At 38.7% G+C, this 16,971-nt stretch carries 8 protein-coding genes; 3 read left to right on the forward strand and 5 right to left on the reverse strand.

Annotation, left to right across the window (positions count from 1 at the left end; genetic code table 11):
- Nucleotides 1-29: 29 nt before the first annotated feature.
- Entirely contained in the window at nucleotides 30-6,896 is a 6,867-nt protein-coding gene (locus N6H18_RS00385) for a fibronectin type III domain-containing protein (RefSeq protein WP_262309867.1), read from the reverse strand.
- Between the two features lie 589 nt (nucleotides 6,897-7,485).
- Here N6H18_RS00385 and N6H18_RS00390 point away from each other — a divergent pair.
- From N6H18_RS00390 to N6H18_RS00400, 3 genes are read left to right on the forward strand one after another with little or no spacing between them, the layout of a single operon-like run.
- Nucleotides 7,486-8,826 carry a flippase gene (locus N6H18_RS00390; protein WP_262309868.1) on the forward strand — a complete coding sequence of 447 codons (1,341 nt, stop codon included), beginning with the start codon at nucleotides 7,486-7,488 and terminating at the stop codon, nucleotides 8,824-8,826.
- 10 nt (nucleotides 8,827-8,836) lie between these two features.
- Nucleotides 8,837-10,027, forward strand: a complete 1,191-nt coding sequence (locus tag N6H18_RS00395; protein ID WP_262309869.1) for a glycosyltransferase — start codon at nucleotides 8,837-8,839, stop codon at nucleotides 10,025-10,027.
- Nucleotides 10,024-10,710 carry a TolC family protein gene (locus N6H18_RS00400; protein WP_262309870.1) on the forward strand — a complete coding sequence of 229 codons (687 nt, stop codon included), beginning with the start codon at nucleotides 10,024-10,026 and terminating at the stop codon, nucleotides 10,708-10,710. Before N6H18_RS00395 ends, N6H18_RS00400 begins: the two co-directional genes overlap by 4 nt.
- Before the next feature lie 11 nt (nucleotides 10,711-10,721).
- Here the strand turns inward: N6H18_RS00400 and N6H18_RS00405 are convergent, their stop codons facing one another.
- The 4 genes from N6H18_RS00405 to N6H18_RS00420 all read right to left on the reverse strand — a co-directional run bounded on the left by N6H18_RS00405 (nucleotide 10,722) and on the right by N6H18_RS00420 (nucleotide 16,790).
- On the reverse strand, nucleotides 10,722-12,095 hold the full coding sequence (locus N6H18_RS00405; RefSeq protein WP_262309871.1) for an O-antigen ligase family protein: 1,374 nt from the start codon (nucleotides 12,093-12,095) through the stop codon (nucleotides 10,722-10,724).
- A 161-nt stretch (nucleotides 12,096-12,256) separates the two neighbouring features.
- Nucleotides 12,257-14,455 carry a hypothetical protein gene (locus N6H18_RS00410; protein WP_262309872.1) on the reverse strand — a complete coding sequence of 733 codons (2,199 nt, stop codon included), beginning with the start codon at nucleotides 14,453-14,455 and terminating at the stop codon, nucleotides 12,257-12,259.
- 51 nt (nucleotides 14,456-14,506) lie between these two features.
- Entirely contained in the window at nucleotides 14,507-15,481 is a 975-nt protein-coding gene (locus N6H18_RS00415) for a hypothetical protein (RefSeq protein WP_262309873.1), read from the reverse strand.
- Nucleotides 15,482-15,485: 4 nt separating this feature from the next.
- Nucleotides 15,486-16,790: an MBOAT family O-acyltransferase gene (locus N6H18_RS00420; RefSeq protein WP_262309874.1), complete on the reverse strand. Its 1,305-nt coding sequence runs from the start codon at nucleotides 16,788-16,790 to the stop codon at nucleotides 15,486-15,488.
- Between the last annotated feature and the right edge of the window lie 181 nt (nucleotides 16,791-16,971).

The following is a 16,971-nucleotide window of genomic DNA, read 5'->3' on the forward strand; positions in this document are numbered from 1 at the left end:
AGCCCACTTTTTGGGTGGGCTGTTTCTTTTTATTTTTTAACTAGTTTGATCGTTTCGATCTTGTCATCTTCATTTTGAATTTGTAGAAAATACATTCCAGATGTGAGTGAACTTGTATTGATGTTGAGTTCGTTAATACCCTCTAGCATGGCTTCACTTTTCGTATAGACAACCTGCCCCATTTGATTATAGATATTGATGCGAGACATTTTATTTTCTGATACATTTACCTTGAGGTTGATTTCACTTTCAAAAGGATTAGGATACGCGACTATAGCTTCCTGATAGACTTCCAATTCTTCTTTCAACTCTACATCCTCTCGTTCTCTTGCTAGAGCTTCAACATTCCCCCCAAATGCATTTGAAACTTTCAAAACAATTGCATTGACATATGCCAGATTTGTCCCTGTCATAGTTCTCATATCAATAGTCATATTACCTATTTCATCAGAAACCACATCCGAAATCATTGCCGTCTCAGTAGTATTAAATGAGGCATTCAAAGAGACAGATTTTTCTCCTATTGTAAATTGTGTCCCTCTGTATGTAGCAGCACGACTAGCAAAGAAAATCACGTCATATTGCTGATTCAAAGCAAGATTAGAGAATTTTACCGAAGCAACTTCTGCTTGCTCTATCCAATAATACGACTGAAGTACTACATCAGGATAAACTCCAGAATTATCACCAGTTACTGATCCTTGGCTACCAGAAGTATTGAAGGTAGTAGAAAAAGAATTTGCAACTACTGTCATACTAATTCCTGTATTGTTACCAGAATCATTCTTCAAATCGCTCGTAACATTACCTACGAAGGGAACTTGGGCTGTATTGTTCCAGGGTGCAGGTGCTATAGAATTTTCATCACCGATGTTTAAGTAAACATAGTAGGAATAAGTATACTCTTCTACTACATTGGAGTACAATGAAGGACTCACATCATTAAAAGCCCTTGCTTTATAAAAGTAACCAGTATTGGTGCTCAATCCCTGATCAATATATTGATTCACTCCAGCAGGTAGTGTAGATATGAGTGTCCATGGACCAGAACTACTCGTAGACCTATATAGCTCAAATCCATCTTCATTGCTACTGTTGTCATTCCAATTCAATCTGATGGCTTGTTTTGATTCCGCTTGTGCAGTCAAATTAGAAGGTGCTTCTGGATAATCAGGCATTTCATAGAATCGAATCTCCATGGCATTGATATACTTCCAAGGAGAACTAGCTGGTTTTTTCACCGTAAATACAATTTGTCCAGCCGCATCTGGTTTCAATCCTTTGATCTCTGCTACAGAGGTAGAATTGTTGGTAGCATTCAGATCAACAGTAGTGCTACCCACAGTATATTGGGTGATTCGGGTATCAGAAATATCTCCTCTACTACCAAAGAAAACCAAATCATATACTTTATCAACATCCAATCCGCTCAAAACAAAGTCCTTATTGTTGGTCGTATTATCGGCAAAATATGAAGCCATTGCTAAATCAGGATATACCCCAGAGTTATTGCCTGTATTTATTCCACTATTATTACCTCCCGCCCAACTATTAGATAACCTCAATGCATATCCAGTATTGACTCCAGATGTAGTACTGATATTGCTAATGCTGAGGTTGGCAGACGGTGTGCCAATCATATTGTTCCAAGGAGCGGGTACCGCATAACTTGAGTTAATACTAAAATTGATCAATGCTGTTTCATATACAAACTCCGTGACAGAAGCCACAAAAGTTACTGATGCCCTGTTATTGTTAATATCAATGGCTTCAATTTCAATAGTGTATGTACCCAAATCATAAACTGTAGCATCAAAAACTATATTTCCATTGTTGGCATCAATCATTTCGAATGTAGCGAATGCAGGTAGATTAAGTACGTCAACACTCATATCATCGCCTTCTGGATCTGTCACAGAAAAGCTAATTGTTCTTGACAATCCTGCTTCTATGCTTATGTCATAATACCCTTGGATCAATGGTTCACGATTCGAGTATTCATAATGTACTGAACCACTGAAAGCAGAATTGCCAAAATCATTTACTGCGCGTACCTTATAGTATTGATCCTGCAAACTCAGGTTGGTATCAGTGTAAGTAGGGGTCGAGACGGTCGCGATTAATTCATAATTATCTTCATTACCGATAGATCTAAACACTTCAAATCCAGTCTCATTGTAGGCATGATCTGTCCAATCCAAAGTGACTCCTCCCTCCAGCGACAATTGTAGGTCTGATGGAGCAAATGGAACTATTCCTGAGAAACTCACTGCCTCAACGATCAGGGTGTTCAAATAGGCAATGCTAAATCCACCAGCATAGGTGATATTATTAACACTCACTCTTATTTCTCCATTAACATCAGGAGATATACCCTCCAACCGAGCTATCTGGTCTGTATTATATGACGTCTGTACTTGAGAAGTCTCTGATCCAATTCCAAATACTGTCGTACGATCACCTCCTGAATTCCTACTTCCAAAAAAATCAAAATTATATACAGCATTGACGTCAAGCCCCGTAATTCTAAGGTATTCAGGACCACTATTACTCCAGAAATAAGACATTCTAGCTTCATCTTCATAGACTCCCGTAGGCATACCTCCACTCACTCCTGAGCCATTCCAAGTGGTTTCTAGTATTACAGACATATTGCTCATCACAAACCCTTGATCATTTTTGATGTCGGTCAGTGTTACTCCTGCGGTAGGAGTGGTTACCATTAGGTTGTTCCATGGCGATGGAGCTACAGATTGACTACCAAAATTAATGTACACCTTGTGGTTTGGGTCGAATGGAACAACAGTCAATTCAATCACTTGCTCATCAAAACCTGTACGAACTGCATTGTCATCTTCTACACGGACATTGATAAAATAATGCCCACCATCAGTAGACAAACTAGGACTAAATACAATTGACATACCCAGTCCATCTTCGCTTGATTCGGTCGTAGCAAACTCAGGTAAGCCTGTCACAATCCAGCTCAAATTATCACCATTCAAATCACTGGCAATGAATGGGATGGTCAATGATTGGGCTCCAAACATCTCGTAGGAAGTTTCAACCTCGTCGATGACAGGGTCATAATTGCTAATCACCTGAAGATCAAAATAGACTACAGCACTTTCTCCTCCAAATGCATCCATCGCCTTCACTCCCAGTTGACTATATGCCCCTTCATTGATCGCTTCTGGTGCAATATTCAAAGTAATTGTATTACCGTCTTGAGATATGAGAGAGGCAAAACTGGGGAAATTAACTGCTTCAAACGTCAACGGATCTCCATCAAAATCCTCTGCCGATACCACAAGATTGATTTCATCCTCATAGAAAATACTAAAGTCTGGAATATCTGTCATCACCGCAGGTACACTGTTAGGTGTAGTTGCTGACTTAATAAGTGACAAATCAGAATACCCTTGCACACTCAGGGATCTGACAGCATAAAAATAGGTTCTACGCGGATTGAGATTCACATCAGTAAATTCCTGAACTGTTGGCTCTAATACTGCCACCAATTGGAAATTTTGATCATCATCAACAGACCTCAACACTTCGTATGCAGCTGCTCCTACACCTCCCCAAGTAACTTTCATAGACTTACTATTGATAGGCGTGACCGTCACATTAGAAGGCGCATCCGTCGCTTTGGGCAATGAAAAAGTCGTCGCTCTAGATCTAGTATCGGCTCTTTTGATCAGAGAATTGATTACCGAACCATCGATAGTCGTACCAAACATGAAGAAATCGTCAATCCAACCATTGAAGTTGTTGTTATTAGAATCAAAGGCATTGTTGCTATTAGTAGCTCCTAGACCTGCACCATTAGAGTGGGCATTTACCGTGGTATATCCAATATTCAGATTTTCGGCCATCAAAACACCATCCAAATAGAGTGACATATGACCATTGTCAAAACTGGTAGCGACATGAACCCATGCTTTGTCAGCTACTGGTGCTGATATGATGGTTTTGTTATTACTTATTTGCACAACAAATTCAAGAACACCATTGTTGATTCTGATCGCATAACCATCTACATTGCTGCCTTCCTCGAACACATCTTGAATACCTACTGTTGTGTCTGTGTACAACCAGAAGGCGACTGATCTTTCTGTAAATGCATTGTGAATAAATTTATTCCCATTGTCGAGATTGACGTAATCAGCAGTCGCATGAAAATGCAAGGAATGTGATCCTTGTTTGATTTGATTAGAATCAAAAATAGGAGTCCTATAATAGGTGGAAACGGAATAATTACCTGACTCATCGTCTATGTTGTCATCCAGTTCTAGTTGCATCAGTATCCCGTCATATTTGACAGTCGCTACTGATGACTCTGTATAGTTGCCCAATGCTACGACTTGATAATAGTAAGTAGTCTCTGGCAACAAATCTGTATCTGTATATTGCGTAGTGCCAGCAGGCAAAATAGCCTGTGATGTATAATTCAAATCATCTCCATCTGATCTGAATATTTGAAATGATATTTCATTGCTACTATTATCCAACCATGTCAAAGCTATCTCATCAATAGCTGTAGCAGTAGCTACCACATCTGATGGTGCTACTACCACTTCGGTTGGAATCGACACTTCATCACTAAATGCATTACTAGGAATCAATTGTCTGGATCCTACACCATGCGCGGTATTCTTCCAATATACCCTCATTGTGTTTCCCCCTGTAGCCTCGAAATATGTGATCACAATTGGGTATGCCCCAGCAGTTGGGAACACATATGTACCTTCTCTATACTGGCTGCCATGTGCCCCATCGTTGTTTACAACCAAATCATTTTCATCATAGTCTCCTATATACAACTTGCTACCATCATCTGAGTAGGTCTCAAAAGTATATGATCCTGCAACGGGTATTTTAATATATCCTTCCCAATAAAAAGCAAAACGATCGTTTACTTCGCTGATGCTAATATCTACATCATCTGATATTCCTTCCTTCACCGGGGTCAATGCATTAAAATTAGGCAGACTGCTCCAAGTGCCCTCGAAATATTTGTAATTCAAACCCGAAAAAACAGGGGAAGCAACTACTCTGTTGCTAAAGACGGATTCATTACCAGAATAATCAACAGCTACTACTTGAAATTTGTATATAGCTGCTTCTACAAGGTTATAAACTGTCATAGCAGTCTGCGTAGTAGAAAGTACTTTTACCCCATCTTGATAAATATCATATTTTTTGACCCCAACATCGTCAGTAGCGGCATCCCATTCAAGACTTACACTAAAATTGGTAGTACTGACAACCGTTAGATTTTTAGGCGCTGTTGGGTTGATCTGATCACGGTCTGTGGTAGCAGACACTTCAGTAGACAAGACAGAAGCACCATTCTCATTGATTGCTCTCAAAGAATATGAATATTCAGTCCCTGCCTCCAAACCAGTATCCACGTAGCTGGTAGTACCTGCAGCCAGTACCGTCAATAAACTGTACGCACCTGTGTGTGCCTTCCTTCTGTACAATTCAAAGCCTGTTTCGTCAGAAGAGTTATCACTCCAAGCAACATTGAGTACAGTCTTGGACTCTGTAGCAACAGATATATTGCTCGGTACAGTAGGCACTCCCACTCCAGTATTACTAAAAATAACAAATGGATCTGAATATAAACTCGAGCACCCATAAAGTTCTTGTACCAGTGCCCTGTAAACACCAGGCGTAGCATTAATCGTCTGAGAAGTACCTGCCAACACACCATCTTTGTACCACTCGTACACTTCATATCCGTCTGGTAAGCCCAAACTTACGCTAGTACTACCATTAGGATCGGGAAGAATAACACTTTGATATGAAATCTGTGCAATAGGAGGTGTCTGAGTAGGCTGTCGTTCTCCTACAGTTTTGACATCTGACCACTCTGTCCAAGTACCATCAATATTAATTCTAACTGTGTAGTCACCATACTCCGTGACATGCAGTTGGTTTTGGTTTTGCCCCGTGATCAGTACGCCATTTTTTCTCCATTCATAGGAATTATGCCTTGGATTCACTCCCAAAGTAACATCTACCGCATCTTCAGGACATACATCACTATAGTTGAACTTGGCATATATTTTATTAGCCTTATGTTCTAGAAACCAAGAGAAAAAATCGCTCCTATTATACATGGCATTCCACGTACCATGTCCCAACTCGGGGAGATAAAAACGCTCCATCTGACCACCAGCAGCTGCAAATTCAGCAGCTTCCTGATTGACAAAAACTGGATTTGGGTTCTTATCAAGACCTCCGTTAGCAACTCTAAATGGTGTATAAACCAAATCATCATAACTATAATTACTGAAATCATCTTCGTTAACCATCCCTGACATTGGGAAGACTGCTGCAGCCACTTCAGGGTATGACAAGGCAAAATTCCAAACAAATTTTGCTCCATTTGACAAGCCATGTATATAAACCCTCGTTTGATCAATTGGAAGACCCGTATCTATCAACGCATCCAAGATTGATTTGACAGTTTCGGCACTAATATTTTGTGGGTAGACCAAGAAACCAGGGAATTCTCCACTCAATACAGCGTCTCTGTGACGCTGTCCTCCATGCTTCAATTGGTTATTGTTGTCATTACCTGACTCCCCCTTCCCGTGAAAGAACAGGATGATTGGATACTTTTCATTCGCGTCAAATGACCAAGAATTATTACCACTGTTGTAAGTGACACCATTCGGAGGCATCAACCTGAATGCATGATAATCATAAATAAACGGCAAATACGGAGATGTATCCCAGTTGGTACCTACTTGAGTATAACCCCATGGTGCAACGACATTGGGATTAGGATTGCTCGGAAAAGGTACTGATTGACTATAAACTGAAAAAGATACAAACAGGAGGCTCAATAGAGCCAGTAGGTTAAGGTTAAGCGTCTTCATTAGAATATTAGATAGTTCTATTAGGTACTAGATACTTAACTGGTCGTACTACGAAATTAGATGTTTCGCTCGATTGTAAAAACTTATCTTATAAGAAAAATTCAAATTTAGATTATAATCATAGTTTATATAAACATTGTACAATAATCATATACCTAAATATAGGGAGGTGATTATCAATGAACCAAAAATTGAAAAAAGGGAGGTAACTCCAAAAAACATATCTATCTAAAAACACGCTCAAAATGCAACAAAAAAGCGACATGAACAGGTTTTAGAAGAACTAAACAGAATACCTGCTATATCGCAGACAACAAGATTCATATTTACAAATAATTTGATTAATACAGATTGAATGCTAGCTTGCTACTAAAATAAATTGTAACACCACTGCATTTACATACCTTCTTAATCAATGTTATTTATTGAAATAATCCAATTTTATCCTTTCGTTATTATGATTCTAAAATTAAATTTCAGAATATCCCTGTTGTAGAAGTCAAGTAAGTACCGTGAGAAAAAGTATAATTCGCATTTTTTTTCATATTTGCATTTCTCAATCTATCTAGCCTAAACCGTACATCATTAAATGTCTAACCTCAAGTATTGGATCAATCGAGCTAGCTTTTCGCTCATTAATCGATTCACCATTTTTTTCTTTGGTTTTGCTACGTACTTTGTACTAGTCAGGTACTTAGACAAATCTGACTTTGGAATCTATACATTGTATATGATCATTGTGACATTCACAGAGATGGCTAGAAATGCATTTGTCCAAAATGGATTTGTCAAGCACTATGTGGACGAACGATTTAATCCAAAAGAAGTAGTAACTGCCTCCCTTGTTCTAAATGTAGGACTGACGGTTGTATCGGCATTTGGATTGTACATTTTTGCAGGAGCAATCGGTGATTCTTATAAGTCCAACGATTTGGCAGACATGATTCGCATCTACAGCTATGCTTCTATCTTGTTCGTACCATACTCTCAGTTGACCTACTACCTGAGTGCACATGCCAATTTCAAACAAATGTCTGTTTTGTCAATATGTCGCTATACCTCCTACTTCGGCATGGTACTGACGGGCGTATTGTTAGACCCTACAATTGACCTCATTGTTTTAACTCAATTGCATGCTGTATCCATTTTCATTGGATCTGCTCTTGCTTTATATGTCATTATCAAAATCGGAATAGATAAACCCGCATTTAGTATGCCCTTGATTAAAACATTATTCAACTTCGGTAAGTACACCTTCGGCACAGGTCTCAATTCGTTCCTAACGAGAAGTGTCGATCAGTTGATGCTAGGCTATTTCATCTCCAGCGAGGCTGTAGCTACCTACAACATTGCTGGGCGTTTTCTCAACTTCATAGAAATACCCATTGCTTCTATCTCACACATGATGTACCCCAAGTTTGCCAACAGCATCAACATGGAGGATGTGCAAGGTGAAAGAGCGAGATTGTATGAGAAATCTACAGGTATGCTGCTTGCTGCCATTACTCCTTTTATCTTAGTTATATTCATCTTTCCATCATTTTGCATCACGGTAATTGCAGGAGAAAAGTACCTCGATGCTGTCCCTGTCTTACAAATATTCATTATTCTAAACCTGCTTAAGCCACTCGGTGTGCAGGCTGGTTCAGTCCTAGAAGTAGCGGGCAAACCCAAAGTAATATTCTATGCTTTGCTATCTAGTACTGTATTGAATATCATTTGCAACTATTACCTGATTCGAATGGAGGGGCCATTTGGGGGATACATAGGTGCCGCCCTTGCTTCGGCTCTTTCGATCGTTTTTTTTACAACCATAGCCATGTCATATGTATATAGAGAGTGTTATTTCAAATTCACTGGCATTTTTGCACATATGATGGATGCGTATCGAATTGGGTTTGAACTCTTGAAAACCAAACTCTCAAAATAAAAAACCTAACATGACCCCTAAACAAAAGAACTTCATCATTGTAAGTGTGACGCCATGGGATTTCGAATATGGCAGCAATGTCAGAGATATTTCTCAGGAATTGTCAAAAAACCATCGTGTGTTGTTTGTCAACATCCCCATGAAACGTACGGAGCTTAGATCCAGCAAAAAGAAATGGACCGAAGACAGAAAATCTGTCATTCAATCTAAAAAGAATCATTACAAAAAAGTCAATTCCAATTACCATATCGTGACGACACCTGTCATATTCGAACCGATCAACAGACTCAAGCCATCCTTCCTTTTTGACCTACTCAACAAAACCAATAACAAACGCTACGCAAAAGCTATCCAACAAGCAGCCAAAGATTTCGATTTTGAGGAGTATTACTTAATCAATGACAATGATTTTTACTCAGGTTTCTATCTTCCTGACTATTTGATTCCCATCAAATCTATCTACTACCTAAGGGATAATTTCAGGGCGATGAATTACTGGCGCACTCACTCTGATAGGTTAGAACCTAGGCTGATAACCAAATATGATCTCACGCTCACCAACTCCGTCTACTTAGCTAATTATGCTGCGGCATTTAACACGAGTGCCAAATACGTAGGACAAGGCTGTGACATTGATTACTTCTTGCAAGCTACCAAAGATGTTGAAAAACCAGAAGATATGAAATCTATCAATGGACCTACTATAGGGTACATAGGTGCACTCAACTCCGAAAGATTAGACATAGGCTTGATCAAATTTTTAGCAGAAGACAACCCTACTTATCAGTTCGTATTGGTGGGCCCCGAAGATCAAAATTTTAAGACCTCTGATTTACATCAGGTCAACAACGTTCATTTTTTAGGTTCCAAGGATTTTTCATTGCTCAATGAATACTTACAATCATTTGATGTGTGTATCAATCCCCAAGCCATCAACCCTATTACAATTGGTAATTACCCAAGAAAAATCGATGAGTATTTGGCGGTCGGCAAGCCTGTTGTCGCCTCATACACTGAGACGATGACGCCATTTGAGACCGTAACTTACTTATCAAAAAACAAAAAGGAATTTTCCGAGAATATTCGAAAAGCTTTGGCAGAAAATGATGAATCCAAAACAAAAGCCCGGATTGCATTGGCCAGTGATCATACCTGGAAAAATTCTGTAGATTTAATGCTTAAATACATTACACAATCATGATTTACAAAAAACTATTCATACTTGCCTACCTAGCCCTAATCGGTCTCGGAACGTTTGCTCAAGAAAACATAGAGGTCAATCAAGAACACTTAGACAAATTGATAATCACTGCTATTCAAAACAGTACCAAATTGGACAAGCAGCAGATCGAATTAAACTCAACCGACTATCAGACCAAAATGCTCAATAACGAGCATTTAAGTTTATTCTTTATCTCTGGTAACCTCAATGAATACAGTATAAGGGAATTGAGTGGTGACAATACGGTTCCTAATTTTTATCCTCGGTACAACCTAGGTGTAAATGTCAGGCTGAATCACTTTTCTGAAGTCAAGAATAGAAAAAAACTAATCCTACAGGAACAACAGCTCATACTCAAAGATGCAGAAGAGGCCGAGAGAGACATCACTGCTGAAGTCACTAAAAAGTACATCAGCTATTTAAAGCAAAAGAAAATTTACAACATCAAAAAAACACTTGAACAATTCAGCATTGCAGATTTCAATGCTTTGGAACAAAAATTCATTGAAGGAGAGTTGGACATAGACAAATACAATAATTCTAGGAGAGTCTATTACTCTACCAAGGTAGATGTCATCAATGCCGAAAGTGACCTATTGACAAGTAAAACCGAGCTAGAATCTTTCGTGGGCAGCACATTGGCAACACTGGGAATAGAGTAACCCGATTCGCCTTATTGCTCCGATTTGCTCATCAAACATACGTGTGCCATACAAAAGCCTAGCAGTATTTTTAACGACCCAATATTGAGTATCTGTTGGGGATATTGACCCAATAAGAACATAAAAAGGAGTGCAAAAATAACTTTGTTGAGATTGTCCGAAAAATCATCTTCCTTGACCTTTAGGGTATCCAATGATTTGCTAAGAATGAGATAAAAAATCACCAGCCAGATCGCCAAACCAATCACGCCCGTTTCAATCACGATTCTGACCAATTCAGAATCTGGAGGAAATGAGCCTAAAAAGGTGTTGGGAGAATATTTCATCCCTAAGTACCCTGTGCTACCGAGACCAAATCCAATAGGAGATTTACTCAAGTATCCACGCAAAACCTTTTGGTTGTCATACCTCACCTGCATAGAGTTGTCTTCCTCAGGATTAAATGCTGTCGTCATCACATGCAGAGCTGCACCACCCCCTGTCTTAGCTACATACCCGACCAATAAGACTGCGATGATGCAAGTGTAAACCAACAATTCCTTGCTCCTACTCAATACTATATATATAGCCGCACCCGCAACAAACATGACCGTAGCAGTACGGGTGCCCGTGTAAATCATAGCCCATGCAGATAACCCACAAAGCAACAAGAGCGTATATTTTTTACTTGGCTTGATGTTGTTTTGAAATGCCAAACCTAAGCATAGTACAGCATTGAAAGCGAGGATCACCCCGTTTTCCATTGGACCTGAAAAAAAGGAAATCTTTCTAAACCTCCCCCAGGTGTAAATCAAAGAAATAGACTCCTCGCTTCTTGTTACAAACTTGTAATCCCATGGTGGGAACCCTCCAAACTCTTGTACAAAAGTATAGAGAGCTGCTAGCAAGCAGAAAAACAACCAAAATTTAAGCAAGGTCTTTATAGTCCCTCTGTCGTGCATAAACAAAGAGTATATTACAAAGAAAGGAATGATATTGTTGATCACCTGACGGATCGCATGGAACCAAGCGACTCTAGACGCGGCAAAGGGATTGAACAACTCGATAAAACTAACCAGTAACCATAATAGCAACAAATAACCAAACAAGGTAGTAAACCCTTTGAGTTGTCTTTTAAAAACTAACACCAGTACAGCTAGAAAATTCAACCCCTCCAAAACAAAACCAAGTGGAATAGAGGTAATCCCCAGCAATCGGTAAAAAGTAAAAAAAAGAAGAAATGTAGATCCCAAATTAGCAACCACAGCATACAGTGGATTGGTTATCACTACACCGATCACCATGCTGGCAATCATTATTGCCAATATAAATACTCCAAAAACAAGATTGAGAGATGTCAGAAAATTGGCCATCACTACTAGCACTACTATCAAAGTAATGAGCACCCATGAGTTATTCTTTATCTTATCTAAAATCAGATAATACATCTCAGACTTACAAATAATTAATCTTTAGCAAAAAAAACAAAGACAAAAGAGCACAAACGATCTTTAACCCAAAGATGATCAAGTTCAAAAACGGATCGCTACTCTCCTTCTCCTTATACCTACGCATCTTCTGGATCTACTTTGTTCAAAATGACAGGTCCTACCTTACCTTCATGCTGTAAGATAAAATCAAGTGAAGTCTTATCTTTCTTGGTAAATTCATCATCTACACTGAAAATGGGTACCACCATATCTACATATCTTGTCAGTTCATGGGAATCAGAATATTGATTCAAAGCAGCCCCTTCAATAAAAATATAATCATATTCGGGACTCAACAAGTTGATCAGACGCTTAAAATCCAATTCTGCGAACACCTCTTCGGGTGACCTCTGCAAACTTTGGCTTTTCACAATGTAAACAAAGCCATTGGAGGTTCTCGACACTAGGCTAGAGTTGACCATGCCCAACATCTCCGTATCACTCTTCTGCAGCCAACCGTGCTTATTCAACTCAATAACACCATCCAACTCTCCTTCCTGAATTTGACCATCTTTAGATAGCTGTGTAGAGAGAAAATTGTTTCTGAAATTGGTATCTATGATCAATACTCTTTTTCTTATCAAACTCATCGAATATGCCATAGCTGTAAGTAAAAATGATTTTCCAGCACCTTGACGCAACGAAGTAAACATGATTACTTTGACTGGTTGTCCTAATATCTCATACCTCACTTTCCTGAGTGTGTGTGTCAGATTGGTGATATATTCTTCCTTTTCTTTCTCAAACGCGCCAACCAACACATTAGACAGATTCATTTTTAACAACTTTAACCTAACGACAGTACCAGAAGGATCCAAATTGGTCTGTCTTCTGAACTTAATTGGATTTTTGAATCTCATATCCAACAGCTCCAATGCCAACAACACAAACAGAGTCATGACAAAACCTACGATAAGTCCTAAGGCCGTGAAAATTACAGTTTTTCGTGATTGAGGATCCTCAGGCACATCTCCATAATAGGATATTTTCACTGAACTGGTACCTACCAATAACTCACTCCTGGCTTGATTGTACTTGTCTTGGGCTGCAATAAACTCATTTCTAGCTTGTACCACTTCTGTCTCCAAGTTTTCAAGACCTGATTTAGTAGAGGCCAAACTCTGAACTGTTCCCTTTTCTACTTGGAATTGATCCTTCAACCTTTTCAAATCACCAAGTGCTATTTGATATTGGAGTTCAAGTTCATTCTCTTCAACAAACAAATTGTCCAACTCTCGCTTTCCACCACTCGTCGATGTGTGCAGATACATCTCTGATTGTAATTCTCTACGCAACAACACAAGAGAATCCATCAATTGCTGATTATTAGGCTGCTGCATCAGTTTTGAGCTTAATCTGTCCAATTCAGATTTGAGTCCTACTATCTTTTTGTGATTCTCAAAATTACTTGTCTTATCCATCTTGGCGATCTTCTCTCTCAAGTTCTCCAACCTGAAATTGATACTGCGGACGTTGCTCTCTTTCTCTCTAATGAGCTTTTCAAACTCAGCAATTGGGTCAGAGTCAGAATTTGAAGTGAGGAAGTTATACCTAGTTTTGTATCTGTTGAGCTTCTCTGTATTTTGGTTAAGCAACTGCTGTTTGTCTTTCAATATCTGATCCAACACTGCCAAAGATTCATTTAGTCGGTTGGTCTTCTGATAATCATTGTACGCCACAAAATCTTCCGCCCAAAGATTTGCCACATAGGCAGATAGATAGGGTACTTCTGAGGAAAAGCGAATGTTGATAAAATCTGTATTGCCAACCCTATGTATGTCTACATTCTGTAACATGTCCTTTTCCACATACTCATAGATCTCAAGCAAGTCATAAATATATCTCCCTATATCGTCGGTTTTACTCACAAATGAGAAATCACCAATAGCCTTTCTCAATTCGGACATTACACTATCCAACATCTCTCCTTCTGGCTTCAATACCTCTTCCTTTTCAAAAGCAGGTCGTCTAAATGGTTTTTCGGAAGACAAATCATGAAGTAACAGCTTGTATGACAATCTGCTCACAACACGTTTTGATTTCATGTTTTCAATCAGATTGCTAAAACTCAACGACGTTTGAAAGGGATTGATTTTGCTCTGATCCCCCACATAATCGATCGCAATGGTCAACCCAGTAGACAACTGAGATTCTGATATATAAATCCGATCCGTCATAAATCGCAATACAAAAGCAAGCATCGCCGACACCAAAGGGATCAGTACCAAGTAAAATTTCTTCCTAATGAGCAGTTTAATAAGTTCTTGAAACTCCATCTTCTTATTTTAATATAAACTAAATATTACTACTTCAACACCTAAACATGATCACTCATTCTGCTGCTCCGACTGGTGTCGACCTAGCATTTTTGAATTCAATTCCTTTTCGACAAACCTCAACCCCTGGTGGCTGAGATGACCATGATCTATGTAATTTTCTACCTGATCTCTAAATGACAAATACCTGTCAGTATTAAAATCCAGGATCAACTCATCCTCAAAAAACAATGCCGAAACTCTGTTCTGATACTTTCGATGTTCTGATTCATTTGCCTGCCAAATTTGAGCAGGAATGGGATGAAAATATGCTGAAACAACGATTTCCTTTTGTCTCAATTCTTTCAACAAAACATCTAATTCTTCCAGCGCCATCTCATCTACCTCAATAGGCTCATCTTGATGTAGAATGGACTCCTCTTTAATTTTACCAGCCACATCTTTGACTCTGAATAGTGCATTGTAATCATTGGTACCATAGAACGTATATTGTTCTTTTGGGAACTTGTGAGGCATCAGGTCATACTCACGTATCACATAGAGTGCATATGTCTGGTACAAATTCAGTGATCCAAATGCCTCATAGTACAACGCCTGATCCAATTGTCCCCCTTTGCTCCCAGAGTCCTTGGTCAAATAGGGATGCAAACATATGATTACCGATTGCACATCACCATACTTTATTACATTGTTCAATATCTGCTTGAGTTCAGAGATATTGGCACCCATGACACTGGCATTATAGTACTTCAGTTCACCAGACCACAGCTTGGTTACGTCAAGATTATCTGATAGTGAGGGGCCTATCAATACTCCCTTAAAACGACTTGGGATATAATTATAGGACATAATATATTTAGAAGTCTTCTCGTTGTGATAGATTTTCTTGTCCCCGTGCTGTCCATCTCCAAACAAACCAAAAATATCAATCCAAATATTGATTAGAGTAATGATTCCCAAAACAACTATACTACCAAGCAATGTCAGTACTAAAAACCTCCTTGTTTTATTTCGTTTGACGGTCATGTTTTTAAAAATCAAAATACAAGAATTCTTGATCAATAGAAGAGTTCAAAAACGTCACATTGAGTACCGTCAATACTACAATAACAACTGCATGCCGAGCATTGATCTGAAATCGCTCAGCAAACTCTTGGCTATTGGGAGCAAATAGTAAAACGACTCCTGCTACCCAAATAGGAAAATCATACAATTGTGAAATCAATTTAAATCCTTCTCCTGTAGTCTCTAAGTGTATCATGCTATTGAGTACATGCAAAGCATCACCCCATGATTCAGCTCTGAAAAACACCCACGCCATATTCACAAACAAAAAAGTAATCCCAAGTCCTACAACATAAGGGATTCTAATTTTCAACTTCTCAAAAAAACTATGAATCACCAGACCCAAACCATGCAAAAAACCCCAAAACAAGAAAGTCCATCCTGCTCCATGCCAAATCCCACCTATCAGAAAAGTTGCCATCAAATTGAGTCTTGTTCTAAAAGCTCCTTTGCGATTGCCGCCTAGTGGTATATAGATATAATCTCTCAAAAATCTACTCAAAGTCATATGCCATTTCCTCCAAAACTCTTTGATACTTGAGGATTTGTATGGAGACCAAAAATTGTTGGGAATGATGATATTGAAAAACAAAGCAATCCCAATCGCCATATCTGTATATCCGCTAAAATCAAAATAAAGCTGAACTGTATAAGCCAAAGATGTCACCCAACTATCTATAGTCCCCAAAATCGATGCATGACCATATCCTGCATTTGCAATCTTGCCAAAAGCATCTGCCACAATTACCTTTTTAGCCAAACCCATATTGAATACAAACAATCCCTTGGATATATTCTCAGCATTTATTCTCTTCTTGGATTGATCAAAAAATTGGGGCATCATTTCGGCATGGTGTACAATGGGTCCTGCTATCAACTGAGGAAAGAAAGAAACAAACAGCGCATAATTGAGAAGCTCCATTTCCTCTACTACATCCTTGTACGTATCCACCAAAAATGCAATCTGCTGAAAAGTAAAGAAGCTAATACCCAGTGGTAATATGATATGCAAGAGGTTGTAATTGTCCCCTGTCAAAGCATTGAAGTTGGAAATAAAAAAATCAGCATACTTATAGTATCCCAGTACCGAGACATTGAGCCCAATACCTATGACCAACAGCATTTTTTTCCTCCCTCCATTATGTTGGGCTTTGATAAGTTTATGAAAACCATAATTTACCAAAATTGAACTTATAATCAGTGTGACGTACAGCGGATTCCACCATCCATAGAAAAACAAAGAAGCCAACAGTAACCAAACCTTAGACAATTCAAACTTGTCAAAATGATTGAGTATAAAATAAACTATGAACGTAACTGGAAGAAATAAGAATATGAATTCAAAAGAATTGAAAAGCATGTTAATTAGGTGTAGGCTTAGCTAATGACTAGGTAAATAATAGCTTGGTTTATAAACGTGAATTTACAAAAATATATTACCAAGTATCAAA

The sequence above is a fragment of the Reichenbachiella agarivorans genome, assembly GCF_025502585.1.
In the GTDB taxonomy this organism is placed as follows: Bacteria; Bacteroidota; Bacteroidia; order Cytophagales; family Cyclobacteriaceae; genus Reichenbachiella; species Reichenbachiella agarivorans.

Bases quoted from the DNA above. Each gene is read 5' to 3' on its own strand.
- N6H18_RS00395 (WP_262309869.1), top strand. From the start codon at position 8,837: ATGACCCCTAAACAAAAGAACTTCATCATTGTAAGTGTGACGCCATGG.
- N6H18_RS00400 (WP_262309870.1), top strand. From the start codon at position 10,024: ATGATTTACAAAAAACTATTCATACTTGCCTACCTAGCCCTAATCGGT.
- N6H18_RS00385 (WP_262309867.1), bottom strand. From the start codon at position 6,896: ATGAAGACGCTTAACCTTAACCTACTGGCTCTATTGAGCCTCCTGTTT.
- N6H18_RS00390 (WP_262309868.1), top strand. From the start codon at position 7,486: ATGTCTAACCTCAAGTATTGGATCAATCGAGCTAGCTTTTCGCTCATT.
- N6H18_RS00410 (WP_262309872.1), bottom strand. From the start codon at position 14,455: ATGGAGTTTCAAGAACTTATTAAACTGCTCATTAGGAAGAAATTTTAC.
- N6H18_RS00415 (WP_262309873.1), bottom strand. From the start codon at position 15,481: ATGACCGTCAAACGAAATAAAACAAGGAGGTTTTTAGTACTGACATTG.